28 protein-coding genes and 1 pseudogene are annotated in these 23,739 nt (G+C 63.5%); 15 read left to right on the top strand and 14 right to left on the bottom strand.

What is annotated here, in order from left to right; all coding sequences use genetic code 11:
• Positions 1–231 precede the first annotated feature (231 nt).
• The 4 genes from JQ592_RS29325 to JQ592_RS29310 all read right to left on the bottom strand — a co-directional run bounded on the left by JQ592_RS29325 (position 232) and on the right by JQ592_RS29310 (position 4,663).
• Entirely contained in the window at positions 232–1,245 is a 1,014-nt protein-coding gene (locus JQ592_RS29325) for a TorF family putative porin (protein ID WP_211406252.1), read from the bottom strand.
• A 406-nt stretch (positions 1,246–1,651) separates the two neighbouring features.
• The gene (locus tag JQ592_RS29320; RefSeq protein ID WP_246820745.1) at positions 1,652–2,020 is read right to left on the bottom strand and encodes a histone; all 369 of its coding nucleotides are present in this window, start codon (positions 2,018–2,020) and stop codon (positions 1,652–1,654) included.
• An 84-nt stretch (positions 2,021–2,104) separates the two neighbouring features.
• The gene (gene glcF, locus JQ592_RS29315; protein WP_211406250.1) at positions 2,105–3,427 is read right to left on the bottom strand and encodes a glycolate oxidase subunit GlcF; all 1,323 of its coding nucleotides are present in this window, start codon (positions 3,425–3,427) and stop codon (positions 2,105–2,107) included.
• Positions 3,428–4,663 (bottom strand): FAD-binding protein, encoded by a 1,236-nt coding sequence (locus JQ592_RS29310; RefSeq protein ID WP_211406249.1) that lies wholly within the window; start codon positions 4,661–4,663, stop codon positions 3,428–3,430.
• Positions 4,664–4,888: 225 nt separating this feature from the next.
• On the opposite strand from JQ592_RS29310, the gene JQ592_RS29305 reads away from it, so the two are divergent.
• Entirely contained in the window at positions 4,889–5,224 is a 336-nt protein-coding gene (locus JQ592_RS29305; RefSeq protein ID WP_211406248.1) for a putative quinol monooxygenase, read from the top strand.
• Positions 5,225–5,272: 48 nt separating this feature from the next.
• Here JQ592_RS29305 and JQ592_RS29300 read toward each other — a convergent pair whose 3' ends face one another.
• The gene (locus JQ592_RS29300; RefSeq protein ID WP_211406247.1) at positions 5,273–6,766 is read right to left on the bottom strand and encodes an FAD-linked oxidase C-terminal domain-containing protein; all 1,494 of its coding nucleotides are present in this window, start codon (positions 6,764–6,766) and stop codon (positions 5,273–5,275) included.
• A 230-nt stretch (positions 6,767–6,996) separates the two neighbouring features.
• Here JQ592_RS29300 and cycA point away from each other — a divergent pair, with 230 nt between their 5' ends.
• A complete protein-coding gene (gene cycA / locus JQ592_RS29295; RefSeq protein ID WP_211406246.1) occupies positions 6,997–7,395 on the top strand; it encodes a cytochrome c-550 CycA in 399 nt (132 codons plus the stop codon).
• A gap of 33 nt (positions 7,396–7,428) precedes the next feature.
• Here the strand turns inward: cycA and JQ592_RS29290 are convergent, their stop codons facing one another.
• Positions 7,429–8,385, bottom strand: a complete 957-nt coding sequence (locus tag JQ592_RS29290) for an alpha/beta fold hydrolase (RefSeq protein ID WP_211406245.1) — start codon at positions 8,383–8,385, stop codon at positions 7,429–7,431.
• Between the two features lie 330 nt (positions 8,386–8,715).
• Between JQ592_RS29290 and JQ592_RS29285 the strand changes: the two genes are divergently transcribed.
• Complete coding sequence (locus JQ592_RS29285) at positions 8,716–8,898, top strand: hypothetical protein (RefSeq protein ID WP_018648440.1); 183 nt, start codon at positions 8,716–8,718, stop codon at positions 8,896–8,898.
• Here the strand turns inward: JQ592_RS29285 and JQ592_RS29280 are convergent.
• The 3 genes from JQ592_RS29280 to ykgO all read right to left on the bottom strand — a co-directional run bounded on the left by JQ592_RS29280 (position 8,895) and on the right by ykgO (position 10,176).
• Complete coding sequence (locus JQ592_RS29280) at positions 8,895–9,161, bottom strand: hypothetical protein (protein ID WP_211406244.1); 267 nt, start codon at positions 9,159–9,161, stop codon at positions 8,895–8,897. The two genes, JQ592_RS29285 and JQ592_RS29280, sit on opposite strands and share 4 nt — an antisense overlap.
• Positions 9,162–9,285: 124 nt before the next feature.
• Positions 9,286–9,942: a tetratricopeptide repeat protein gene (locus JQ592_RS29275; protein WP_211406243.1), complete on the bottom strand. Its 657-nt coding sequence runs from the start codon at positions 9,940–9,942 to the stop codon at positions 9,286–9,288.
• A gap of 108 nt (positions 9,943–10,050) precedes the next feature.
• Positions 10,051–10,176 (bottom strand): type B 50S ribosomal protein L36, encoded by a 126-nt coding sequence (gene ykgO, locus JQ592_RS29270; RefSeq protein ID WP_006611362.1) that lies wholly within the window; start codon positions 10,174–10,176, stop codon positions 10,051–10,053.
• A 341-nt stretch (positions 10,177–10,517) separates the two neighbouring features.
• Between ykgO and JQ592_RS29265 the strand changes: the two genes are divergently transcribed.
• Complete coding sequence (locus JQ592_RS29265) at positions 10,518–11,402, top strand: amidohydrolase family protein (protein WP_211406242.1); 885 nt, start codon at positions 10,518–10,520, stop codon at positions 11,400–11,402.
• Between the two features lie 125 nt (positions 11,403–11,527).
• Positions 11,528–11,800: pseudogene (locus tag JQ592_RS29260) on the top strand (winged helix-turn-helix transcriptional regulator); the annotation flags it as partial.
• A 94-nt stretch (positions 11,801–11,894) separates the two neighbouring features.
• On the opposite strand, the gene JQ592_RS29255 reads toward JQ592_RS29260, so the two are convergent.
• Positions 11,895–13,469 (bottom strand): winged helix-turn-helix domain-containing tetratricopeptide repeat protein, encoded by a 1,575-nt coding sequence (locus tag JQ592_RS29255; protein WP_211406240.1) that lies wholly within the window; start codon positions 13,467–13,469, stop codon positions 11,895–11,897.
• Positions 13,470–13,642: 173 nt separating this feature from the next.
• On the opposite strand from JQ592_RS29255, the gene JQ592_RS29250 reads away from it, so the two are divergent.
• Positions 13,643–13,939, top strand: coding sequence for a DUF1127 domain-containing protein (locus JQ592_RS29250; protein ID WP_211406239.1), 297 nt, complete (start codon positions 13,643–13,645; stop codon positions 13,937–13,939).
• A gap of 298 nt (positions 13,940–14,237) precedes the next feature.
• Here the strand turns inward: JQ592_RS29250 and JQ592_RS29245 are convergent, their stop codons facing one another.
• The gene (locus tag JQ592_RS29245) at positions 14,238–14,885 is read right to left on the bottom strand and encodes a hydrolase (protein ID WP_211406238.1); all 648 of its coding nucleotides are present in this window, start codon (positions 14,883–14,885) and stop codon (positions 14,238–14,240) included.
• Positions 14,886–15,036: 151 nt separating this feature from the next.
• Between JQ592_RS29245 and JQ592_RS29240 the strand changes: the two genes are divergently transcribed.
• The 4 genes from JQ592_RS29240 (at position 15,037) to JQ592_RS29225 (ending at position 18,210) form a co-directional block, all read left to right on the top strand.
• Entirely contained in the window at positions 15,037–15,918 is an 882-nt protein-coding gene (locus JQ592_RS29240) for a LysR family transcriptional regulator (protein ID WP_211406237.1), read from the top strand.
• A gap of 163 nt (positions 15,919–16,081) precedes the next feature.
• Positions 16,082–16,831, top strand: a complete 750-nt coding sequence (locus tag JQ592_RS29235; RefSeq protein ID WP_211406236.1) for a haloacid dehalogenase type II — start codon at positions 16,082–16,084, stop codon at positions 16,829–16,831.
• On the top strand, positions 16,828–17,295 hold the full coding sequence (locus tag JQ592_RS29230) for a YbaK/EbsC family protein (protein ID WP_211406235.1): 468 nt from the start codon (positions 16,828–16,830) through the stop codon (positions 17,293–17,295). Before JQ592_RS29235 ends, JQ592_RS29230 begins: the two co-directional genes overlap by 4 nt.
• 81 nt (positions 17,296–17,376) lie before the next feature.
• The gene (locus JQ592_RS29225; protein ID WP_211406234.1) at positions 17,377–18,210 is read left to right on the top strand and encodes an adenylate/guanylate cyclase domain-containing protein; all 834 of its coding nucleotides are present in this window, start codon (positions 17,377–17,379) and stop codon (positions 18,208–18,210) included.
• Positions 18,211–18,266: 56 nt separating this feature from the next.
• Here the strand turns inward: JQ592_RS29225 and JQ592_RS29220 are convergent, their stop codons facing one another.
• Entirely contained in the window at positions 18,267–18,602 is a 336-nt protein-coding gene (locus JQ592_RS29220) for a hypothetical protein (protein WP_211406233.1), read from the bottom strand.
• Positions 18,603–18,697: 95 nt separating this feature from the next.
• Positions 18,698–19,684, bottom strand: coding sequence for a Bug family tripartite tricarboxylate transporter substrate binding protein (locus JQ592_RS29215; RefSeq protein WP_211406232.1), 987 nt, complete (start codon positions 19,682–19,684; stop codon positions 18,698–18,700).
• A 150-nt stretch (positions 19,685–19,834) separates the two neighbouring features.
• Between JQ592_RS29215 and JQ592_RS29210 the strand changes: the two genes are divergently transcribed.
• Positions 19,835–20,092, top strand: coding sequence for a hypothetical protein (locus JQ592_RS29210; RefSeq protein WP_211406231.1), 258 nt, complete (start codon positions 19,835–19,837; stop codon positions 20,090–20,092).
• Positions 20,093–20,213: 121 nt separating this feature from the next.
• On the opposite strand, the gene JQ592_RS29205 is transcribed toward JQ592_RS29210, so the two are convergent.
• Complete coding sequence (locus tag JQ592_RS29205) at positions 20,214–21,149, bottom strand: LysR family transcriptional regulator (protein WP_211406230.1); 936 nt, start codon at positions 21,147–21,149, stop codon at positions 20,214–20,216.
• Positions 21,150–21,267: 118 nt separating this feature from the next.
• On the opposite strand from JQ592_RS29205, the gene JQ592_RS29200 reads away from it, so the two are divergent.
• The 4 genes from JQ592_RS29200 (at position 21,268) to JQ592_RS38635 (ending at position 23,736) form a co-directional block, all read left to right on the top strand.
• On the top strand, positions 21,268–22,020 hold the full coding sequence (locus tag JQ592_RS29200; RefSeq protein WP_211406229.1) for an SDR family NAD(P)-dependent oxidoreductase: 753 nt from the start codon (positions 21,268–21,270) through the stop codon (positions 22,018–22,020).
• Positions 22,021–22,057: 37 nt separating this feature from the next.
• Positions 22,058–22,756, top strand: coding sequence for a pirin family protein (locus JQ592_RS29195; RefSeq protein WP_211406228.1), 699 nt, complete (start codon positions 22,058–22,060; stop codon positions 22,754–22,756).
• 154 nt (positions 22,757–22,910) lie between these two features.
• A complete protein-coding gene (wrbA, locus tag JQ592_RS29190; RefSeq protein ID WP_211406227.1) occupies positions 22,911–23,510 on the top strand; it encodes an NAD(P)H:quinone oxidoreductase in 600 nt (199 codons plus the stop codon).
• A 91-nt stretch (positions 23,511–23,601) separates the two neighbouring features.
• Positions 23,602–23,736: a hypothetical protein gene (locus tag JQ592_RS38635; protein ID WP_283816195.1), complete on the top strand. Its 135-nt coding sequence runs from the start codon at positions 23,602–23,604 to the stop codon at positions 23,734–23,736.
• Positions 23,737–23,739 lie beyond the last annotated feature (3 nt).

Here is a 23,739-nt window from a genome sequence, read left to right as displayed (position 1 = left end):
TCTCTTCTCCGAGCAGGAGTGCACCAACTACTTCAAAAACTCAGGCTATGTTTCCGTGTAAAAACATCATGCTCTAGCGGCCAGGTATCAGACCCTTATGGTGAGGCGCGCCGCCTTCCGGCGCGTCTCGAACCATGCGGGCCGATCGCTCTCACAGACGATACGACACACCCCAAAGCAAAAGGGCGGCAGATCGCTCTGCCGCCCTCGTGAGTAGTCCTGGAAGGAAACTTACTTCAGGTTGGTCATCGCCGTCAGGTCGAACGACAGCTTGGCGATGCCGGCCGCGCCGCACCAGTTGGAGCCGACACCGGTCGGATTGATCGGCGTCACGGAGGTGCCGCTGAACGGGGTGATGTTGCCGCGTGCCGAGAAATCGCTGGTGAAGGCGTTACAATCGCCCTTCGACAGGTCCGTATCGGAGTAGCGCAGATCCAGCGTCATGACCTTGTAGGTGAAGCCGATGCCGATGTTCCAGGTGTTGTAATCGGCATATTTGATGCCGTTCGGGAAAGCCGGCACGCCGTAGAAGCTGTCGGAGGTGCCGAGCCACTGACGGCCGAACTCACCCGACACATACATGCCGACGCCGCTCGAACCGAACACCGTGCTGGGCGCGGTATACTTGCCGACGATCGAGGTGTAGTTGCCCCAGGCGCCCGAGTTCAGATAGCTCGGGGTGTAGTATTCGTTCAGGCCGAACGAAAAGTTGTCGTTCACGGTGTAGGTGAACTTGCCGTAGACTTCGAAGAAGCTCAGGTCCTTCTTGATCACGTTGGTGTTGAGCAGGGCCTTCTCGGCGCAGTCGGCGCCCTGGAAGACGCCGGCGTTGTCGATGCCGGTGCCACCGAAGTAGCAGGTGCCGCCCGGATACAGGTAGCCCCACACGCCGATGTCGAAGGCGAACGCACCGAAGGTCGGGCGGATACCGCCGTAGACGTCGATCTCGGCCGCAGCGCGGTTCGGGAAGGAAATGCTCTCACCGGCCACGCCGACATAGAGCTGGAGGTCCTTGGTGACGTTGTAGCGCGGCTCGAAATAGGCCGCGACCGACGGCTTGTGGTTCGATTGGGTGATACCGCGGAAGATGTAGTCGCTCATGATCGCGCCGCCGAAGGCGATATCCCAGGGATCGAAAGCAACCACCGGCGGGGCCTTCTTGGCCTTCACCGCCATGTCCGCCGCGAAAGCCGAACCCGTCGTCACCATTGCCAGCGCCGTTGCCAACAAAGCCACTTTTTTCATTTCGATCCCCATCTACCCGTTCTTACTTACCAGTCGGATCCCGGAAGCCCCCCGGGGTCGTGCGACGTGTCTGCAAAATTGCGTTACTGCGACAATCTGGAGCGAGGGATGCGAACGGTGAAGCAAAAAGCGCGGGCATCTGCCGACTTTTTAGGCGTTTTAGCGTTTCCAGGAAAGGTTGTCGGCCTGTGTGGCTTCTCGATCACATTATTTGCACTCCAGAGTGCACAAGCGGGCCGTGCAAGTACGGGCGCCTTCGGCTCCGTGGTTCCGGCGCCACGAATCAACCGGACCCAAAGAAGCGGCAGCACCCGCCTCTGAGGCGGCGATGCAAAAAGGCCGCAACGTCGCCGCTGCGGCCTTCCCGGTGTCGATCATGGCCGGGAGATTGGACCCGGCCTTCAGCCTAGCTCTGCCCCTCGGCCGGCGTCGGTTCCGCAGAAGACGAAGGCATCGCCCAGCTCGTTTCGGCGACAGGCTCGGGAGCCGGAGCTGCCGGCGGCGCTGACGGCTTCGGCGCGGGAGCTGCCTTCGCCTTCTTCGGTGCCGCTTTCTTCGCGGCTTTCTTCGGTGCAGCCTTCTTGGCCGCCGCCTTCTTTGCCGTCTTCTTGGCAGCCTTCTTCGGGGCGGCCTTCTTCGCAGATTTCTTGGCAGATTTCTTCGCGGTCTTCTTGGCTGCCTTCTTCTTCGTCGCCTTCTTCGCGGACTTCTTCGCCGCTACAGCCTTCTTGGCCTTTTTGGCCTTCTTGCTTTTCTTCTTCTTCGCTTTCGCCATCGTGGTCCTCCTGTTGCCGCCGAACAATGGTCGATCGGGCGTCTTCAGTCGTCACCTCGGGAGGAAAGTTCAGGCTCTGAAAGCTCAAACTTGCGCGTTCAGTGCCGGCCGCGACCCGCCCGTAGCCCAATCGAGAAGCTCAATCGTGTGTACGACCGGAACTGACGTGCCACTGGCAATCTGCACCATGCAGCCGATATTGCCCGCGGCAATCATGTCCGGCTTGACGCTCGCGATGTTGGCGACCTTGCGATCGCGCAACCGGCCCGCAAGCTCGGGCTGGAGAATGTTGTAGGTCCCCGCCGAACCGCAACACAAATGGCTCTCGGGTACATCTTTCACCACGAATCCATTCTTGGAAAGCAATTCTTTCGGAAGCCCCGTGATTTTCTGTCCGTGCTGCAACGAACATGCGGAGTGATAGGCGACGACGATGTTGTCGCCTCGCTCAGTCGTCGCGAGGCTGAGGCCGGCGACGTATTCGGTGATGTCCTTGGCGAGCGCGGACACCTTCGCCGCATCGGCGGCAAACGCAGCGTCCTCGCGCAGCAGATAGCCATAGTCCTTGATGACCGTGCCGCAGCCGGAGGTCGTCACCAGGATGGCGTCGAGCCCCTCGCCGGCCGCCTCCGCGCTCCACGCCGCGACGTTGGCACGCGCCCGCGCCAATGCATCGTCGTCGTTGCCGAGATGATGGGTCAGCGCCCCGCAGCACTGCTCGTCCCTGACCAGGACGACCTCGATGCCGTGGCGGGTGAGCAGGCTGATGGCGGCCTGGTTGATGCGCGGTGCCAGCACCTGCTGGGCACAGCCCTGCAGCAACGCGACCCGGCCGCGCTTCTTGCCGAGGGCTGCGAACACGCTGCCCGGGAGCGGCCCCGGTGGCGGCAGCCGGTGAGGGGCCAGCGCCAGCATCGCCTTGATGCGCTGGATCAGGCCGGGCGTGGCCGAGGGCCGCGGCGTCGGCAGGAACACGGCGAGCGGACGGGCCAGCCGCGCCAGCACCATGCTGATGCGGAAGCGCTGCGGGTCCGGCAGGACGAAGGCCAGAACCTGGCGCAGCAGCCGTTCGGCCAGCGGACGCTGATAGCGCTGCTCGATCCTGACCCGGGCCTGATCGACGAGGTGCATGTAGTTCACGCCCGAGGGGCAGGTCGTCATGCAGGCCAGGCACGACAGGCAGCGGTCGATATGCTTCACCACCTCGGCCGTCGGGGTCTGGTCCTTCTCCAGCATCTCCTTGATCAGATAGATGCGGCCGCGGGGGCTATCGAGCTCGTCGCCGAGCAGCACATAGGTCGGACAGGTTGCAGTGCAGAAGCCACAATGGACGCAGGCGCGAAGGATCTTGTCGGCTTCCGCGAGATCGGGATCGGCGAGCTGCGCGAGTGAGAATTCGGTCTTCATTCAGCAAGCGCTCCGGCTCAGGCGCCCCCGGTTGAGAATGGTCTTCGGATCGAAACTGGCGCGCACCCGCTCGCTCAGGGCGGCGATGCCGGGCGCCTGCGGATGGAACACGTCGACATCGCGCCTGACATCCTCGGCCGCCCGGATCAGCGTGGCATGCCCCCCAACCGCATTCGCGCATGCACGCACGACCGGGGCATGCGCGTCACCCTTCGGCGGCAATGCGGCCCAGATCAATCCGCCGCCCCAATCATAGATCACGTCGCCGCCGGTCTCGCGCGCCAATTGCGTCCCGAGCGCCGCACCCGATGCGGGCGGGCAGACGACCCGCCAGACCGGCCAGTCCCCCAGCGCGCCGCCGGCCGCGAACGGCAGCACGTCGCGCAGCGTCGCCCACAGCGCCGACGACGCCGCGTCCTCGACCAGGGTTGCGGCTCCGAACGGCGCCAGCAATTCACGCAGCGAGCCGGCGCGGTGGGCGGCGGAGGCGGTGATGCCCTCGAGCCGCACTGCGGTCAGCGCCTCGCCCTGGCCTGCAATGTCGCCAAGCCCGTCGGCCCTGGCCCGAAACGCCGATTTCGGCAGGTGCGCGGCACCCGAGACGTCAAAGGGCGAGCCGAGCGCCGCGGTCATCGCCTTGTTGGCGGCGGCATCATCTAACCCACGCAGCAGCAGCGTCCGCTCTGCTTCCGGCTTGGGCATCACCTTGAGCGTCACTTCGGTCATCACCGACAGCGTGCCCCAGGACCCCGCGAGCAGCTTGCAGAGGTCGTAGCCGGTGACGTTCTTCACCACCTTGCCGCCGGTCTTGAAGCTGTCGCCGAAACCGGAAACGGCATGCGCGCCGAGCAGGTGATCGCGCGCCCCGCCCGCCCGGATGCGCCGCGGCCCGGCGAGCCCGGCCGCGATCATGCCGCCGATGGTGCCTGATACCGGCGTGCCGAGCAGCGGCGCGGTGTTCATCGGCTCGAACGCGAATTGCTGGTTCTTGGCATCGATCAGCGACAGCACGTCGGCGAGCGGCGCCCCGGCCTGGAGCGTCACGATCAGCTCGTTGGGCTCGTAGGAGGTGACGGCATTGAGCGCGGAGATGTCGAGCACGGCGTTGGTCGCCATGGCGTGGCCAATGCTGCGCTTGCTGCCATGGCCGATGATCTCGAGCGGCTGCTCATTGGCAATCGCCGCGCGCACCACCTCTTCGACGTCTTTGGCGTCTCTGACCCTGAGCGTATCCACGGGAAAAGGCGGTAGCGAAATTCGCCGCCAAAATCAAATGCGACGTGACGCCAACGACCATCGCCGGCGCGATCGGAATCCCGCGCAACGCCCACATCGACACCTCGATCACGATCGAAGCGTTCACGACATCGACACTTCGATCATCGGCGAACCAAAGCCGGCGGGCGGTCGCTACAAGTCTGCGCCGATCGCAGTCGCGACCAACCGATGGAGGCACTCGTCATGAAGCATTATGCCACGCAGAAATCTCTCAGCGACGCCGTCGACGGCGGCGGCCTGCTCGTCGTCGCGCAATGGGAGGCAAAGCCTGATGAGGCCGACAAGGTCGCAGGGATCCTCGACCGCTTCCTGCCGGAGGCGCAGCGCGAGGACGGCGTCAAGCTGTTCCTGATCTCGCGCGGCAGGGACAATCCGGCCCAGTTCCTGTTCTACGAGCTGTTCCGCGACGAAGCCGCCTTCAAGGCGCACCAGGAGAGCGCGCATTTCAAGACCTGGATCGCCGGCCAAGCGTTGCCGCTGCTGGCGAAGCGCGAGCGGGCGCAGTACGGGCTGCTGTGAGGTTCGCGGGAGAAGGGCCAGCATCGCGGGCCCTTCTCCCGCGAGCGCCTAAAACCGCGGGATGTCCGGGAATGCCAGCTTGCCCGCATGGACATGCATGCGGCCGAGTTCGGCGCAGCGGTGCAGGGTCGGAAACACTTTTCCGGGATTGAGCAGGCCCTGCGCGTCGAAGGCGCATTTCAGGCGCTGCTGCTGGTTGAGGTCGATCTCGGTGAACATGTCGCCCATGAGATCGCGCTTCTCGATGCCGACGCCGTGCTCGCCGGTGAGCACGCCGCCGAACTCGACGCAGGCGCGCAGGATGTCGGCACCGAACGCTTCGGCACGCTCGATCTCGCCGGGCTTGTTGGCATCGTAGAGGATCAGCGGATGCAGATTGCCGTCGCCGGCGTGGAACACGTTGGCGCAGCCGAGCTGGTATTTTTCCGAGAGCTCGCGGATGCGCGCCAGCGCCTTCGGCAGCGCGCCGCGCGGGATCGTGCCGTCCATGCAGAGATAATCGGGCGAGATGCGGCCCACGGCGGGAAACGCGGCTTTGCGGCCCGCCCAGAACAAATTGCGCTCGGCTTCCGAATTGGAGATCTGCAGCGTCACCGAGCCGCAGCCTCTTGCGATGGTCTCGACGCGCGTGATTAGCTCGTCGACCTCGATCTTGGGGCCGTCGAGCTCGATGATCAGCAGCGCTTCGACGTCGAGCGGATAGCCGGCATGGACGAAGGCTTCGGCGGCGTGGATCGCGGGCTTGTCCATCATCTCCATGCCGCCGGGAATGATGCCGGCGCCGATGATGCGCGCGACGCATTCGCCTGCCGCCTCGACTTCGGCGAAGCCGACCATCAGCGCGCGCGCCGTCTCCGGCTTTTGCAGGATGCGCACCGTGATCTCGGTGATGACGCCGAGCAGTCCCTCCGAGCCGGTGATGACGCCCATCAGATCGTAGCCGGCGTTCTCGCACCCCTTGCCGCCGATGCGCAGGATCTCACCGCTCATCAGGACAATTTCGCAACCGAGCACGTTGTTGGTGGTCATGCCGTATTTCAGGCAGTGCACCCCGCCGGAATTCTCCGCGACATTGCCGCCGATCGAGCAGGCGATCTGCGAGGACGGATCGGGCGCGTAGTAGAAGCCGGCATGCGCGACCGCCTGGCTGATCGCGAGGTTGGTGACGCCGGGCTCGGTGACGACGACGCGGTTGTCGAAATCGATCTCGCGGATGCGCTTGAACTTGCCGAGCCCCAATAGCACGCCGTCTTCCAGCGGCAGCGCGCCGCCGGACAGCGAGGTGCCGGAGCCGCGCGGTACCACCTTGATACCCTGCGCGGCACAATATTTCAGGACGAGCGAGACCTGCTCGGTCGTATCGGGCAGCACCACGACCATCGGCGGCTGCCGATAGGCGGTCAGTCCGTCGGATTCATAGGCCCGCATCTCGGCGGCACTGTCGATCACGCCTTCGCCAGGCACGATTGCGCGCAAGGCGGCGACGATCTCTGCGCGGCGCGCCAGCACTTTCTGGTCGCTCGCGGGCATCATGATGGCCATATTACGAAGCCTTGGTCCGACGGACGGAATTGTCCCGGCAAATCAATCATGTCTTGCCGTCTTTGGGTAGGGTCCTCCGAAGGTCGCATTGCTTTGTTGCAGCGCAAGTTCTCTCTGGGGCAAGTCTGCTATCAGGAAACCTGTCAAAGTTTCGCGGCTTGTCCACCTGCATCGGACCTGCCAAAACCACGACCCTCCATCTGACCCGGGAAGAGACGAAGAGCACCCTTATGACAAAACTGACTTTCGGCGCGCTGGTTGCCCTCGCCATGACTGCCGCAGCGTCGTCCAGTGCCATCGCGCAGGACGTCGCCGCTGGCAAGACGTCGTTCAACAAGTGCCTGGCGTGCCACGCGATCGGCGAAGGCGCCAAGAACAAGGTCGGCCCCGAGCTGAACGGCCTCAACGGCCGCAAGTCGGGAACTGCGCCGGACTACAGCTATTCGGACGCGAACAAGAATTCCGGCATCACCTGGGACGAAGCGACCTTCAAGGAGTACATCAAGGATCCCAAGGCGAAGATCCCCGGCACCAAGATGGCGTTCGCCGGCATCAAGAACGAGACCGAGATCAACAATCTCTGGACCTTCATCTCGCAATTCGACAAGGACGGGAAGATCAAGCAGTAAGCGCGCGAACGGCGGCCGCCGCTTGAAAGCGCTTTAATCGGCGGCCGCCTGCGCCGGGACGATGTTTCCGATCATCGTCTCGATCTCCGTCTTCACCAGATCCGGCACGGCGTTCTGCACCATGTGGCCGAGATCGGGCAGCACGATCAGCTTCGCATTCGGCACCAATGCCGCAAACGGGCGCGCGTGGGTGCTGGTTTTCACTGTCTTGTCGGGCTCGCCGGCGATGATCGTGACCGGCGCCTTGATCTCGCCGTAGCGCGCGACCTGCGCGGTCACCGCCTCCTTTAACGTCACCAGATCATAGGCATTGGCGATGAACTCGCGCGGGCGCAGCAATAGCGGCGTCGCGGAGTCCTGCACGAAACCATCCGGCATAACTTGCGGCAAGAACACGTTGCGTGCGCCGGACTCAGTGACGAAATAGCCGAGCGGCAGCGTGATGGTGTAGGCGAGCAGCGGGCCAACGATGGGCGTTGCGATGATCTCGTTGTAGCGGCCGACGCCGCCGCGCCAGGGATGGGTGACGGGCGCCAGCATCACGAGGCCAGCGACGCGGGCCGGATGATCGAGCGCGATCCGCGCGCCGAGGGCGCCGCTCCAGGAATGTACGACGAAGACGGCGCGCTCGATCCCGAGCTTTTGAAGCGCCTCGTCGATCATCCGGGCCTGGACCTGCGGCGTCGAATCCCGCCGCTGCGCGCGCGTGCTCCAGCCGTGGCCGGGACGGTCGACCAGGATGACGCGATGGTCCTGGGCGAGGAGATCGCCGAGCGGACGCCGCATCGCTTCGAGGTTGGAGCTCGCGCCATGCAGCATCACGATCGGCGGGCCGGCCTCGCGCGGGCCGATGTCGACGACGTGAAGCACAGCGCCGTCGACCTCGATCATGCGGCCCTGCGGCGGAAAGGCGCGCTGCACGGCGAGAACACCGGCTTGCGTGACCAGCGCCAGCAGGACCAGCGCCGTCACGACTGACATCACGATCATGGAGAGAATCCGGGCGATCCAGGGCACTTCACAATTACGAATTTGGCACGTGGCAGTTTCGCCCCGGGTACATCGGCACTTCCACAGAAATTAAGGGGGCTGTGGATATGTCCATAATTGCCAAACAGAAAAAACAAATGGAATCAATGATATTGCCCTGCGACACGCAAGCTTTGGACCAGCTTCATGCGACCGTCATCGCGGCTTCCATATAATCGCCACGGTCGGTTCCGCCATTTAGGCGCGGGTGGGCGCCGATCCTCCTCGCAGCCCCAGGGGATGCGGGAAAGACCGGCAGGATTTGTCCTGGTTTGAACCGGAGGATTTTCGATGAGCTTCAGATCGAACGACACTGCGATCGACGAGATCGTCGCGAGCTGCAACGGCGACCTGCGCGGTGCCGTGCGGGCGCTGCTTCTGATCAACGAGCATCTCGAGGCGGAGCTTGCCAAGGCCTACGCCGCGGCTGCCGATCGCGGCCTCGCCGAACGCGGCGGCAGCGTGCTGCATTAGTCCTGGTTCGTACCGTCCTCGGCCTTTTCGTCGTCGGGGGCGAGCGCGGGACAGGCGCGGATCGTCGAGCGGGCAAGCTTGGCATCGGCCCTGGACTTGTAGGGACCGTCGCCGAACCAGATATCGCCGATGATGACCGGATTGCTGGTCACGATGTCGCATTTGCCGGTGGCGCGATTGCCGACCACCCAGAACAATCCGTCGGCAAAACTCATCGTTCCCGACGCGAGCAGCAAGCTACCCGCAAAGATCAGACGCTTCATGGCTGTGCTCCTGCGATGCAGGTAAGCCTGTGGCGGTGCCGGCAATAGGCCTCGAAACGCCGCGCTTCCGATCGTGGTTAATCCGCAGGCGCCGCATTCACTCAAGAACAGATCGAGTTCTCAGCTAGATGTCGCGGCCTTCGACCTTTTCGGTCAGCGCCTTGACCTGATCGGGGATCTTCTCGAGGTGCGGATTGACGGCGAGCGCCTTGCGGTAGGCCTCGAGCGCACGCTTCTCGTCGCCGACCTCCTGCATGATCATACCGAGACCGGCGAGCGCGCCGAAATGGCGGGGCTCCCGGATCAGCACTTCGCGGATGTCGGCGAGCGAGCGGCCGTAATCGTTCTGCATGTAATAGAGCGTCGCGCGCCGGTTCCAGGCCTCGATGTAATCGGGCCTGAGCTTGATCACCGAATCCAGCAGCTTGATCGCGATCTCGATCTTCTGCGCGTCGACCGCGGTCTTGGCCCGCGACATCAAGAGCGCCGCGGTGTCGCTCGGGGTCTGCAGCCAGATCGCCCAGATCCGCGCCTCGACATGCTTGGCGCTGGCCTCGTCGGGCGCCGCCTTCAGCGCGCCGAACAGGAAATCGAGATTCTTGCTGCGGTCGACCTTGGGCAGCTTGGACGGCGCCTCCGGCAGCTTCTTCTGCTTGCCGGGCGGGGGCGGCGGTTCAATCTGCTGTGCCAGGGCTGGAACAACAAAGGCCGGAGCAAGGCCAGTGGTGCCCAGAACGAGAGCCAGGCACAGCGTGCGCGCGAAAGGGAATCTCACTGCCATGGTGAAAGTCTAAACGCGCAAAGCCGCCCTTGCAAAGCAAAGGCGGCGTCAAACTCGTGTGAGACCGTGGTCTTGCGGGGCGCGCGACAGGCGTCCGCGAGGGCAAGCTTAGCCCTGGCGAGCCTTGAAGCGGCGCTGCACCTTGTTGATCACATAGACCCGGCCCTTGCGGCGGACCAGGCGGTTGGCGCGATGGCGACCGCGCAGCGATTTCAGCGAGTTACGGACCTTCATGGCAGAATCCTGAACGTTCGAAAGGCCGTGTTCGGCACTACCGTTTCGGCACGCGCGAATGTGGCAAAATGAGATCTTTCCCGCTGGCGGACCGACCGCCCGGGACGGGGCGGTTCTTAAGGCATGGCGGGAGGTGATGTCAATGTTAACTGCCCGGTTCCGAACCAGCAATTTCGCGAAAACAACCCCATGCACAGTAGAAGCGGCCGGATCGGCCCGATCTCTTCCTCAGAGGCCAGGCACAGCAACGACTTTTGCGGGCTGCGGTTTTGCCTTTAGCGACGCCTTGCCAAATTCGTTATATCATATAATCAATTTGGCAACCCGTCGGGAGGAAACCAATGCCGAAGCTGAAGCTGCCCAATATCGACGATGTCGTCGCCATCGACATCCACACCCATGCCGAGGAGCCCTGCGGCTGCCACGCCGACGACGGCTATGACGACTTCCAGGCGCAGATGGCGGAATATTTCAAGTCGCCGAACAAGCATCCGCCGACCGTGCCGGAGACTGCGGCCTACTACCGCTCCAAGAACATCGCCGCGGTGATCTTCCCTGTCGATGCCGAGCGCGAGACCGGCTTCCGCCGCTACAACAATTACGAGATGCTGGAGGTCGCCTCCGAGCATCTCGACGTCCTCATCCCGTTCGTCTCGATCGATCCGCACAAGGGCAAGCTCGGCGCACGCGAGGCGCGCAAGCTGATCGAGGAATACGGCGTGCGCGGCTTCAAATTCCACCCGACCATGCAGGGCTTCTACGCCAACGACCGCATGGCCTATCCGCTCTACGAAGAGATCAACAATGGCGGCGCGATCGCGCTGTTTCACACCGGCCAGACCGGCGTCGGCTCGGGCATGCCGGGCGGCATGGGCATGCGGCTGAAATATTCCAACCCGATGTACATGGACGACGTCGCGGCCGATTTCCCCGACCTCAAGATCATCCTCGCCCATCCCTCCTTCCCCTGGCAGGAAGAGGCGCTGTCGGTCGCGACCCACAAGCCGAACGTCTACATCGACCTCTCGGGCTGGTCGCCAAAATATTTCCCGCCGATCCTGGTGCGCTACATCAACTCGATTCTGCAGGACAAGATGCTGTTCGGCTCGGACTGGCCGGTGATCACACCGGACCGCTGGCTGTCGGACTTCGCCAAGATCGACATCCGCGACGAGATCCGGCCGAAAGTGCTCAAGGCGAACGCGCGCAAACTGCTGGGGATCTAGGCGGGTCCACATCATCGCTGCGCATTGAGGGCTTCGGTCGATGACCGAAGCCCTCACGCTCAGACGCTGAAGGCCTCAGACCTGCGCCAGGCCTCCATCGACAAAGATCTCGCCGCGGGCCGACCCGCTACGGCGAGCTTCGACGATCGGTGCGCGATGTCAGCGACAAGATGCTGATACAGCAGCTCAAGGAGTTGGAGGCCGATGGCCTGGTGAAGCGGACCGACTACAAGGAAGTGCCTCCGCGGGTGGACCATAGCCTCACTCCTTTGGGCCACAGCCTCGCCCAAGCTCTCGTGCCGCTCTGCGCGCGGGGCACGGAGCACATGGCGGAGGTCAGCCGGGTCTTCGCTGAGCGGGAGACCTGGACCCGGCGAGGACGTCAGCCGACTGTCTAGCTTGCGCTGCTCGTCGTCCGAGGTCTGCTCCGCCCCTGATTGCAGCGCGTTGGCGCAACTCGCCTTGAGGCCGGCTTGGGCCAGAAGCGGACCATCAGCCCTCGCGCACCCCGGCCAGCCGCAGGCCCTCATAGACGCGCTCGCATCCCGCGAGATACAGCGGATGGTTGCTTGGGGTGTTCGTGCGGTACCGGCGGATAGTGAAACTCGGATTGAGCGCAAGGCCCACCTGCGCTGTGGCCCGTGCTTCTTCCAACTCACCGACGAGCGCCAACGCAGCCGCGAGATTGAAATGCGCAGCGGGATAATTTCGGTTGGCCTCAAGGCTCCGGCGTAGCCAAACAAGAGCTTCGGCGTCGGCACCCTGCCAAAATTTGGCGAGGCCAACAAACATACTCCAGACATAGACAAGTGTGTCGCGAGGAGAGAGACGGAGCGCTTGCTCCATATGGGCTTCGGTTTCCCCGCCCCGACCGAGAAAAAACTTCGCGACCCCAATGCCCGCGTGCGAGCGGGCCAAATTCCGATCAAGCGTCAACGCCCGCTGGCATTCTGCAATGCCTTGAGCCGCGCGGTTCGTAAAGATTTTCACAAGGCCCATGGTGTTGTGAGCCAGGGGATGGTTCGGTGCCAAGGATAGCGCCTTGGCGAGGGTTGTCTCGGCTGCGGCGAGACGCTCTACCCGATCGTCGGACACCAAGTTGGCACCAATTACGAAATTAGCCCATGCTCTGCCGACCAGCGCCTCAACATTTGTCGGTTCGAGTGCCAAGGCCCGTTCATAGAAGCCGCAGGCTCGTGTCATATTTTCAGGTGTTCGACCCATGTTGAGCCAAACGGCGCCTTGGAAACACAAATCAGTCGCGTCGGGATTGGGTGAGCGCTCCGCGCGGCGCGCTTCCAGAGCAAGGAGTTCGGCATCGAGAGCGTTGGCGAGCCTCGATACGATTTCGTCCTGCATATCAAAGAGATCGCCGATGGGCTTCTCAAAGCGCTCGGCCCACAGCTGATTGCCCGTTTCAGTGTCGACTAGCTGCACATTCACCCGGAGACGGTTGCTGCCACGCTGTACCGAGCCTTCAAGCACATAGCGGACGTTCAGCTCGCGTCCCAGCTTCAATACGTCTACGGCCTTGCCCTTAAACGTGAATGCGGTGTTGCGCGCAATTATGAACGCGCCACTGATGCGCGACAGGTCCGTGGTCAGGCTCTCGGTCACACCATCGACGAAGTAGTCTTGCTCGGGATCACCGCTGAGGTTGACGAAAGGCAATACGACGATGGAAAGACGAGGCGGTGAAAACGTCCTTTGCGCCGTGCCGTCATTCCGCGTCAGCGAGCCAAGCTGCGCAATGGGCCTCTGCTCTTGCACCACGCCAACGAAGCGAAAGCCTTTGCGCGCCAGTGTTTTGATTAGACGCTGCTTTTCGCCCGTATCACCGATTGCGTTGCGGGCGGCGTTGAGTCGGGTCGTCAGCGCGGCATCCGACACGCTGCGCCCATTCCAGATGGCGGTGATGAGTTCGTCTTTGCTGACGACGCGCTCCCGGTTGCGGATCAGGTAGTCGAGCAGGTCAAAGACCTGTGGCGTCACGGAGACGACAAGCGCCCCGCGATGTATCTCGCGCCGGTCGGTGTCGAATGCGTACTCCTCGAAGAGATAGCGCAAGATGCGAATCCCGCTGGATGAGGGCCCCCGGCAACCGGGTAGCGCTTTGGCCTCGCTGGACATCGCAAGAATAAGCTGCCGGTGAGGAAAATGTAAGCGGCCGGTCAAGCGTGCCTGCCGATATTGCGGCACCCTCGTGCCGGTGGAAAGACACCATCCCTGGAGACACCGCAATGAGCACGACGCACGGCACAGGATGGCTGGAACGGACATCCGTATCGACCCGGCATGTCTCGAGCTTCATCTGGAAATGTTGGGATGCCTTTCTGGAGCGCCGCGAACGCCAAAAATTGCGCGCCGCCTGGTCCAACTTAAGTGACAGGGATCTGATGGATATCGGCACCACGCGCGGCGAGATCGACTACGTCGCCTCGCACCGAGATATTGACCCGCGAGGCATCCGATCCGGGGAATGGCTGCGATACCTGCCAACGGTGGACGGCCATGTTGGGCCCACCGACTTCCGATAAGGGTCAGAAGTGGTCCTCTAAGAGCGATCTGAAAAACGTCGTGATCTACCGGCTGCCGCATCCCCGGCTCGTTGATGGCGATTACCTGCATCCAAGATATGGCCGAACTCACCATAGATGGGGATGACGAGGCCCGATGGACGGTCCGCTTTCGCGACGCATCGTTCGGGTTTCTCGTCATCCCCGGTTCGATCGCTCTAAAGCATGATCCGGAAAAGTGCGAAGCGGTTTTCCGAAGAGATCATGCGCAGACAACAACCTGAAGCGCGATGACGATTCATCCAAATCTCATCGCGCTTTAGGTGGTCGGCACGGGCGTGTTGAGCAGCTGCTGCTCCCACAGGAACGCGATGCCACTACCGCCGGCGTGCTGCGTAATCACTTCCGTCAGCTTGACGGCCTGTTCGGTCCGGGCCCAGTCGCGCTGCCATTCGGCCGCCAACGCCATCCAGGTCATCATGTTGGCGCCGGCCGCGATCATGCGCTGGATGGCGACCTGGTGGGCCTCGACCGAAACGGCTCCGCACGCGTCGGTGATGACGGTGACATCCCAGCCCTCACCGCGAGCCTGGATCGTCGGCATCGCGACGCACACCTCGGTCCACAGTCCAGCGATGATCAGCTGCTTGCGGCCCGTCGCCTTGACCGCGGCCACCACCTTCTGGTCCTCCCAGGTGTTGATCAACGTCCGGTCGATGACCTCCTGGCCGGGGAACACATCGGTGATCTGGGGAAAGAGCAGACCGCCCCGCTCTGCGATGACGGTCGTCAGGATGGTCGGAACGCCGAATGCCTTGGCGGCCTTTGCCAAACCCGCGGTGTTGTTGATCACCATCTGCGGTTCGTGGCTGTTCACGTTCGCGAGTTGGTAAGGCTGGTGGTCGATTAAAACAAGTACCGAGTCTTGGGGACGAAGAAGCGAAGCAAGCCCATTACGAAAGCTCATCAACAGATCCTTTGCTGTAGTTGTGAGAGGTTTGCGGGAGGCATGCGCCGAACTGCCGCGCTACCCTGAGAACACGAACACTGTCATTCCCGTTTGCGATACGATAGCGCCCTATTGTGCCAAGCTGTGTCGCAGAATGGGGAACGCCGAATTGGACGTCGAAGACCTGATTGCATTCGTCGAAGTTGCTGATGCTGGCGGCATTTCGGCTGGCGCTCGTCGACTCGGCGTCTCGAAGTCGATCGTCAGCCGTCGGCTGTTCCGGCTTGAAGCGGAACTGGGCGTTCAGCTTCTTGCACGAACAACCCGTGGCGCTGCTCTCACGGAAGCTGGGATCACGTTTCGAGATCATGCAGCCAAAGTGCGCGCCGAGATCGACGCAGCCAAGGAAACAATCCTGCCCGCCGGCGAACTTCGAGGCCGTTTGCGAATTGCCGTGCCGCTTTCTTTCGGGCCGCCCCACTTCGCTCCCGTACTCGCGGAAATGGCGCGACGCTACCCGCAACTTCACGTCCATGCCGCCTATAGTGATCGCTTCGTCGATCTCATCGCTGAGGGATTTGATTGCGCCATCCGGGTAGGCTATCTCCCGGACTCCAATCTGATCGCCAGGCGCGTTGGGCCGATCTCCGGCAAGCTTGTGGCGAGCCCCGGATATATCAAAGCGCACGGCGCCCCGGAGACATTGGACGAACTCATCGCCCACGAAGCCCTGATGCAGGGAACAGAATCCTGGCAACTGATGGACGGCGACAAGATCGTCACGGTCCACCCGCAAGGGCGTTTTAAGGCGGACAACGGCACGGCTCTCGCCGTGGCTGCGGCAGCAGGACTCGGCATCGCCTGGCTCCCCGATTGTGTCATCAACGACTACGTGGCCTCCGGCGCCCTTGTTCCAATCATGACACACCATCCACCGCCGTCGGCGGGCGCATACGTCGTCCGTCCGCCGGGCCAGCATCCCTCACGGAAAGTGCGGGTCCTGACCGAATTGCTGATCGAATGTCTCGGAGACAATCCGTACCTCGCGTGAGTTCCGTGCTGCCGCACTTCTCGCGCCCATGAACCCGCCTTGGGTCACAAGCCGCCGGTCACGCTTGCAGTGGCAGACTTCCGCAGTGCTTTGGTAAGCTGACGATAATGCGCACTCCCCAATCGGAATTCTTGCGAACCACAACGGCCCGGAAGGACAACCAATGAGCATCAAAGCCGTCGTCTTCGACGCCTACGGAACGCTCTACGACATCCAGTCGGTCGCCGACGTCACCGAGGATGCGTTTCCGGGCTATGGCGAGATCATCACGCAGGTCTGGCGCATCAAGCAGCTCGAATACACCTGGCTGCGCTCGCTGATGCAGCGCTACCGGGATTTTGACGCGGTCACGCGCGACTCGCTCGCCTATACACTTCGTATGCTCGGGCTCGCTTATGACAGCGAGGCATTCGACCGTGTGATCGAAAAGTATCTGCACCTCGATCTCTATCCGGATGCAACAAGCGCGCTTGCGGCCTTGAGGCCGCGAAAGCTCGCGATCCTCTCCAACGGCAGTCCGGACATGCTGGACGGGCTGGTGCACAACACCGGGCTCGACCGCCTGCTCGATGCCACCATCAGCGTCGATGCGAAGAAGATCTTCAAGCCGAGCCCGCAAGCCTATCAGCTGATAGGCGAGGTGCTCGGCACCACGCCGGATGAGGTGCTATTCGTCTCCTCCAATCCCTGGGACGTGGCGGGCGCAAAATCGTTCGGCCTGAACGTCGCCTGGATCGAACGGGTGACGCCAGAAGCCATGGCGCTGGCTTGCGTCGAGAACGAACTCGTGGCACCGCTGACGATGTTTAGGGCGATCCGCACCCAGATGGACGAACTCGGCTTTGCGCCGGATCATCGCGTCCGTTCGCTCTCGGAGCTGCCCACCATTCGCCCGCCCGTGAGACTGGAATGAGCCTTCAATCTGTTCGTGCCTTCTTCGCCGAGAACGCCCCCGATATCTCCGTCATCGAATCCCCGATCAGCTCGGCGACCGTGACGCTCGCCGCCGAAGCCTATGGCGTCGAGCCGGGACGGATCGCCAAGACGCTGTCGTTGCGGATCGGCGAGCGCGTCATCCTGATCGTCGCCGCGGGCACCTCGCGCATGGACAACAAGAAGGTGAAGGCGCAGTTCGGCGGCAAGCCGAAGATGCTGGGGCTGGAGGAGGTCGCCGAGATCACCGGCCACGAGGTCGGCGGCGTCTGTCCGTTCGGACTGAAAGCGCCGCTGCCGGTCTATTGCGATGTCTCGCTGAAGGCGTTTGACGTGGTGGTGCCGGCCGCGGGCTCGACCCATAGCGCCGTGCGCATCACACCCGAGCGGATGGCCGAGCTGACCGCGGCCGAATGGGTCGACGTCTGCGAGCACAGGCCGTAGGGCGACTACGGCGCGTTGACGCCTGCTATGGCCCCGACTGCCTGATGCATTTGCCGGTCAGGGAGGCTACCATAGGGGGCCATGACTGACGACAAGGTGAAACGACGACTGACCACCGTCCTGTGCGCTGATGTGCACGGCTATTCTCGCCTCATGGAAGCAGACGAGACCGGAACGCTGGAGACACTCCGCCGCTACCGCACTGCCATTGCGGGATTGGTGGAACGTCATGACGGCCGCATCGTGAATACCTGGGGCGATGCCGTCATCGCCGAGTTCGCCAGCGTCGTCGAGGCCGTGCAATGTGCGGTCGAGATTCAGCAGGAAATTTCCAACCAGGATTCGGACCCACCTCACGCACCCCCGATGCGGTTTCGCATCGGCATCAACCTCGGAGACGTGATGGTGGACGGTTCCGACATCTATGGCGACGGGGTCAATATCGCGTCACGACTGCAAGAACTCGCCGACCCCGGCGGCGTCGTGATCTCGAGCTCCGTCTACGATCAGGTGCACAACAAATTATCCGTTGGCTTCGACTGTCTCGGCCAGCGACCAATGAAGAACGTTGCGCCCATGACCAGTTATCGGGTGACCATGAGCGGCCGGACCGATCAGGGACGGAGCTCCGCGGTCGACGAAAGCCCAACTCGCCGGGAGCAAGCCGGTCACCTGCGGCTTGGCGACAGGCACGAGCCATCCTCGTGGATGCGTGTCGTCTCGGATGGGCTGGCAAGGCTGCCCCGCTCGGTTGCAGCGGCTCTCACAGTGTCGGCCTTTCTGATTCTGATCAATGTTTTCACCGGCATGCACAAGATCTGGTTCCATTGGCCAGTCGCGGCACTGCTCTTCGGAGTTGTCTTGCGGACAGCGCTCCGACATCGACCTCAGTCGGACAGCAAGGGGGAGCGCTGAACGAAGCGGTGACCACATCGTCGCGCCTGCTGCTGCGCGCTTTTCCGGATCATGCTTCAGTCGTCGTCGTAAGGTCGCGGCGGAGGCGGCGGAGCATTGTAGCGCGGCGGCGGCACAACGCGATTGCGCGGGCTCGGCTGCTGCGGCTGTGCCTGGTTGTTGGACTGAAACACCGCCCGACACCCGCTCGAGAGCTGCGGCGTGTTCTGCTGCAGGCAGGCCACGATGCGGTTCACGTCCGGAATCTGGTCGCTGCACAGGCGCCACACATCCGGTGTGCAGGCCATCTGCTGTTCCATGGTTCCGCGATATTCCTGGGCGAATGCTGCGCTCTGCGCGACGGTGCCGCCGATCGCGAGCGCCACACCCAGCGCAATCCGCTCTGCTCGCATGTCCAGATCCTTCTCGATTCTTTCGAATTCTCATCAATCAATGAGGCGGGGGCGGGTTCTGAACCAACAACAAAATGTGAAGGCGGAGCTGGAACCTACTCCACCTTGCCGATCTTCTTCACCGCCGCGATCAGCCGCGCGCTGTCGGCCGCCACGAATTCGGAGAAGGCCGGCGCGTCCTGATAGGCGACGAGACTGCCCGATGTTTCGAAGGTCTTGAGCACGTCGGGGCTCGTCATCACCTGCGCCATGGCCTCGCGCAGGCGGCTCGCGATCGGCGCCGGAAGAGAACTCTGCGCAAAGAGCCCGGCCCAGATGTACATCTCGACGTCCTTGTAACCGAGCTCCTGGAAGGTCGGCACGTCCGGGAAGCTCGCGATGCGCTTTGCGCCGCAATTGCCGAGCACACGCAGCTTGCCGTCGTCGACCTGCGGCTTCAGCGTCCCTGGAGCTGCGGCGATCGCCTGCACGGTGCCGCTGAGCAACGCGGTGAGCGCGGGACCCGCGCCGCGGAACGGCACATGGAGCAGCTTGATGCCCGCGCTGTTTGCAAACATCTCCATCGCCACATGCAGCGTGCCGTAAGGGCCGGACGAGCCATAGGTGATCTGGCCCGGTCGCTTCTTCGCATCCTCGATGAAATCCTGCGCCGTCTTCCACGGCGCCGACGCCGGCACCGCGAGCAGCGTGGGATCGGCCAGCACGCGCGCGATCGGCATGAACTGCGAGACCTCGTAGGCAACGGGACGGTCGAACAGCCGGTCGGCCTCCGGGAGCACCGCGAGCGAGGACAGCGTCATCAGCAGCGTGTAGCCGTCGGGCTCGGCGCGCGCCGCGGCCGCATTGCCGACCGACCCACCGCCGCCGCCGGCACGGTTGTCGACGATGACAGGCTTGCCGAGGACCCGCTCCAGCGCCATCGCCACCGGGCGCGCCGCGAGATCGGCCTGGCCGCCGGCCGGAAACGGCACGATCATGGTGATGTTGCGCGCCGGATAGGCTTGCGCGAAGGCCTTGTCCGGTACGGCGGCCCGCAAAAACGGCAATGCCGCAGCGGCGCGCAAGAGATCGCGTCGATCCATGGTGGTGCCTCCCCCTGATTTTCTTTGTTTCGCCCACCAGCCTAGCGTGGCGACCGGCAAGAACAAGTCGTTTACCAGGCCTTAACCATGTCCGGCCCGGGTGCGGAACGCATCGGCGGACCCGCGGGTTGCCCTTCCCGGGAGGGAGTGATGCGCAATCTTGCGACTATCGACGTCGCTCTGGACGAGATGCTGGTCAATCTCGCCGCGATCGTCTTGCGGCTTTCGGAGCCGGACGTGACGCGAACGCCGGAAGCGCGGCGGGCCCTGGCGCAATCCGTCCATCAATACGCGGTTTGCGCGGCCCACTCGACCGATCCGCGTGTCCACGAGTTGAAGACGCGATTGGAGGGGACGCTGAAGCCGAGCCTGCGCATCGTTGCGATCAATGGCGTAAAGGTGTCGTAGCCCGGCCGCAAAGCGAGATGCCGTCATTGCGAGCGCAGCGAAGCAATCCAGAGTGTCTCCGCGGTGGGATTCTGGATTGCTTCGCTGCGCTCGCAATGACGAATCGTTGAGGCGGCTCGCTTTACGCCCCCTTCACCTTCCCGCGCGGCCGCCGCTTGCATGTGCCGGGCAGCTTCGCCGCGAGGAAATCGCCGAGCGCTTCGACGCGCGCGGGGCGCGGGCCGCCGGGCGGCGTCACCAGATGTACGGCGCCTTCGGCCTGCTTCCAGTCCTTCAGGATCACTTCGACCTCGCCGGAGGAGATGGCGTCACCGACGATGAATTCGGGCAGTTCGGCGATGCCGAGGCCTGCGATCAATGACGGCATCACGGCCTCGCCATTGTTGACGCGGAGCGGTCCGCCCGGACGCACGCTGGCCTGCTCGCCGGCAGAATTGGTGTAGTGCCAGATGTTGGGCGTCGACATGTAGGCGTAGCTGAAGCATCTGTGCTCGGCCAGGTGCATCGGATGCGTCGGTCGGCCGTGACGCTTGAGATAGGAGGGCGCGGCCACCGTGAAACGCGGCATGGTGAACAGCCGGCGCGCGATCAGCGAGGAGTCCGGCAGGCGCGCAATCCGCACCGCCATGTCAAAGCCCTCGCCGATCAGGTCCACGGTCGCATCGCTCAGATGCAGATCGACCGAGACTTCCGGATAGGCCTCGAAGAACTCCGGCAGCAGCGGCGCCACGGCCTTGATGCCGAACGTCATGGGCACGGCGAGCCGCACCAGGCCGCGCGGCGCCACCGATTGCGCCAGCGCCTCATTCTCCGCCGCCTCGCCGTCTGCAAGCAGACGCGTCGCACGGTCGGCGAGCTTGTGGCCGGCATCGGTCAGCGCGAGCCGGCGCGAGGTGCGGTTGAACAGGCGCGCGCCGAGCCGCTCCTCCAGCCGGGTCACGGCCTTGGAGACCGTCGCCTTGGACATCGCAAGCTCGCTCGCGGCCCCCGCAAACGACCGTAATTCCACGACTTTTGCGAAGATCGCGAGCGCCTCGAAATCGGGGAGTTTCGCCATCGGCTTGGTCCAATCGGAATGCTTTAGGAAACAATGCGTTTCAACAGTTTCTATTTCTATACCACAGGCGGAGGCTTATCCAAGGGTCAATCGCAAACCCACGGAATGGAGAAATCCAATGACCAAGAAGCTCTCAGGCAAGGTTGCCCTCGTCACTGGCGGCTCGCGCGGCATCGGCGCGGCCTCTGCCCGCGCGCTCGCCGATGAAGGCGCTGATGTCGCCATCAGCTACGTCGCCTCGCCCGATAAGGCCGAAGCCGTCGTCACTGAATTGAAGGCGAAGGGCGTCAAGGCGCGTGCGTTCAGGGCTGACCAGGCCTCGGCGAAGGACGTGACGCAGCTCGTCAACGATGTCGCCAAGGAATTCGGCCATCTCGACATCCTCGTCAACAATGCCGGCGTTGCCGCGGGCGGCGCCACCGACGACGCCAATGCCGACACCGACGCCCTCGCCCGTCAGGACCAGGTCAACGTGCATGGCGTGATCGCGGCGATCCGCGCCGCCTCGCAGCTGATGGGTGAAGGCGGCCGCATCGTCACCGTCGGCTCGATGCTCGCCGACCGCGCCTCGTTCCCGGGCCTTGCCGACTACGTCGCCACCAAGGCGGCGGTCGTCGGCTACACCAAGGGCGCGGCGCGCGACTTGGGTCCGCGCGGCATCACCGTCAACGTGGTGCAGCCCGGCTCGATCAACACCGACATGAACCCGGACGACGACCGCGATTTCGCGGAAGCCCAGCGCAAGCAGCACGCGTTGCAGCGCTTCGGCCGCCCCGAGGAAGTCGCCGCAGGCGTGGTCTTCCTCGCAAGCCCGGAGGCCTCCTTCGTCACCGGCACCGTGCTCAATGTCGACGGCGGGTTTGGCGCCTGAACAAGGCGCCACTCGTCCAACCCAGGGAATTACGAAGATGATCGAACTCAGACCTTTCGCAAAACTCGGCGGCGCCGACCACGGCTGGCTCAAGGCCAAGCATCATTTCTCCTTCGCAAGCCATTATGACCCGAACAACATGGGACACGGCGCCTTGCGGGTGTGGAACGACGACGAGATCGCGCCGAACACCGGCTTTCCCGCCCATCCCCACGCCAACATGGAAATCATCACCTATGTGCGCGAGGGCGCGATCACCCACCAGGACAGCCTCGGCAACGAGGGGCGGACTGAAGCGGGCGACGTGCAGGTGATGAGCGCCGGCAGCGGCATCCGCCACTCCGAGTACAATCTCGAGCCGACCAAGACGCGGATCTTCCAGATCTGGATCGAGCCGACGTCGCGCGGGGGACAGCCGACCTGGGGCTCAAAACCTTTCCCGAGGGCCGACCGCTCCGGCAGGCTCGTCACCATCGCCAGCGGCTTCGAGGATGACACGGACGCACTGCCGATCCGCGCCGATGCGCGGGTGCTCGCCACCACGCTGAAGGCCGGCGAGAGCGCCGAGTACGCGCCGCAGAAGTCGCGGCATCTCTACCTCGTACCCGCGGCCGGATCCGTCGAGGTCAACGGCGTGCGCGTCAACGCCCGCGACGGCGCTGCGATCCGCGACGAGGCCAAGCTGAAAATCACGGCGCTCGAAGACTCCGAGCTCGTGCTCGTCGACGCGGCTTAACGAAGATTGCCGTCATTCCGGGATGGCGCGAAGCGCCAGACCCGGAATCTCGAGGTTCTCAGGTGCGCAACTGCGCACCAGAGTTCGATGCTTTGCATCGCCCCGGAACGACGGAGGGATCACAAACACCAACTACCCCCAGCGGAGACCACACATGACCAAAGTTCTCGTCCTCTATTATTCTGCCTATGGCCACATCGAGGCGATGGCCAATGCCGTCGCCGAGGGCGCGCGTGAGGCCGGCGTCACCGTCGACATCAAGCGCGTGCCCGAGCTGGTGCCGGCCGAAATCGCGAAGGCCTCCTACTACAAGGTCGATCAGGCAGCCCCGATCGCCAAGGTCGAGGATCTCGCCAATTACGATGCAATCATCGTCGGCACCGGCACCCGCTTCGGCCGGATGGCCTCGCAGATGGCGAACTTTTTGGACCAGGCCGGCGGGCTCTGGGCCAAGGGCGCGCTGCACGGCAAGGTCGGCGGCGCCTTCACCTCCAGTGCGACCCAGCACGGCGGGCAGGAGACGACGCTGTTCTCGATCATCACCAACCTCCTGCATTTCGGCATGGTCGTGGTCGGCATGAACTACGGCTTTGCCGGCCAGATGAAGCTCGACGAGGTCACGGGCGGTGCGCCCTACGGCGCCACCACGATCACCGGCGGCGACGGCAGCCGCCAGCCCAGCGCCAACGAACTCGCCGGCGCACGCTATCAGGGCCGCCAGATCGCGGAGACCGCCAAGAAACTGCATGGCTGAGCTGCACGGCTGATGTGACACGGGCGGCATTCTCCTAGGGGAATGCCGCCCCATATGCGCGACTAGGATATATTGACCGAAAGCGATACGAATGGCTTTCGAACTCTTGTTGATCGCGCAGATGGTCCGCAAGCCCGCGCAGGCGCTGGCGCGGCGATGGTACTGTCGCAGCCTGTTCCGCGCCTCGCGCGGCCGATTTCACTGCGCCGGCTGCACGGGATCGTGAGAC

Source organism: Bradyrhizobium iriomotense (assembly GCF_018129405.1).
GTDB classification, from domain to species: domain Bacteria; phylum Pseudomonadota; class Alphaproteobacteria; order Rhizobiales; family Xanthobacteraceae; genus Bradyrhizobium; species Bradyrhizobium iriomotense_B.
Note: the sequence above shows the minus strand (reverse complement) of the source record. Positions and strands in the feature narration are given on the sequence as shown.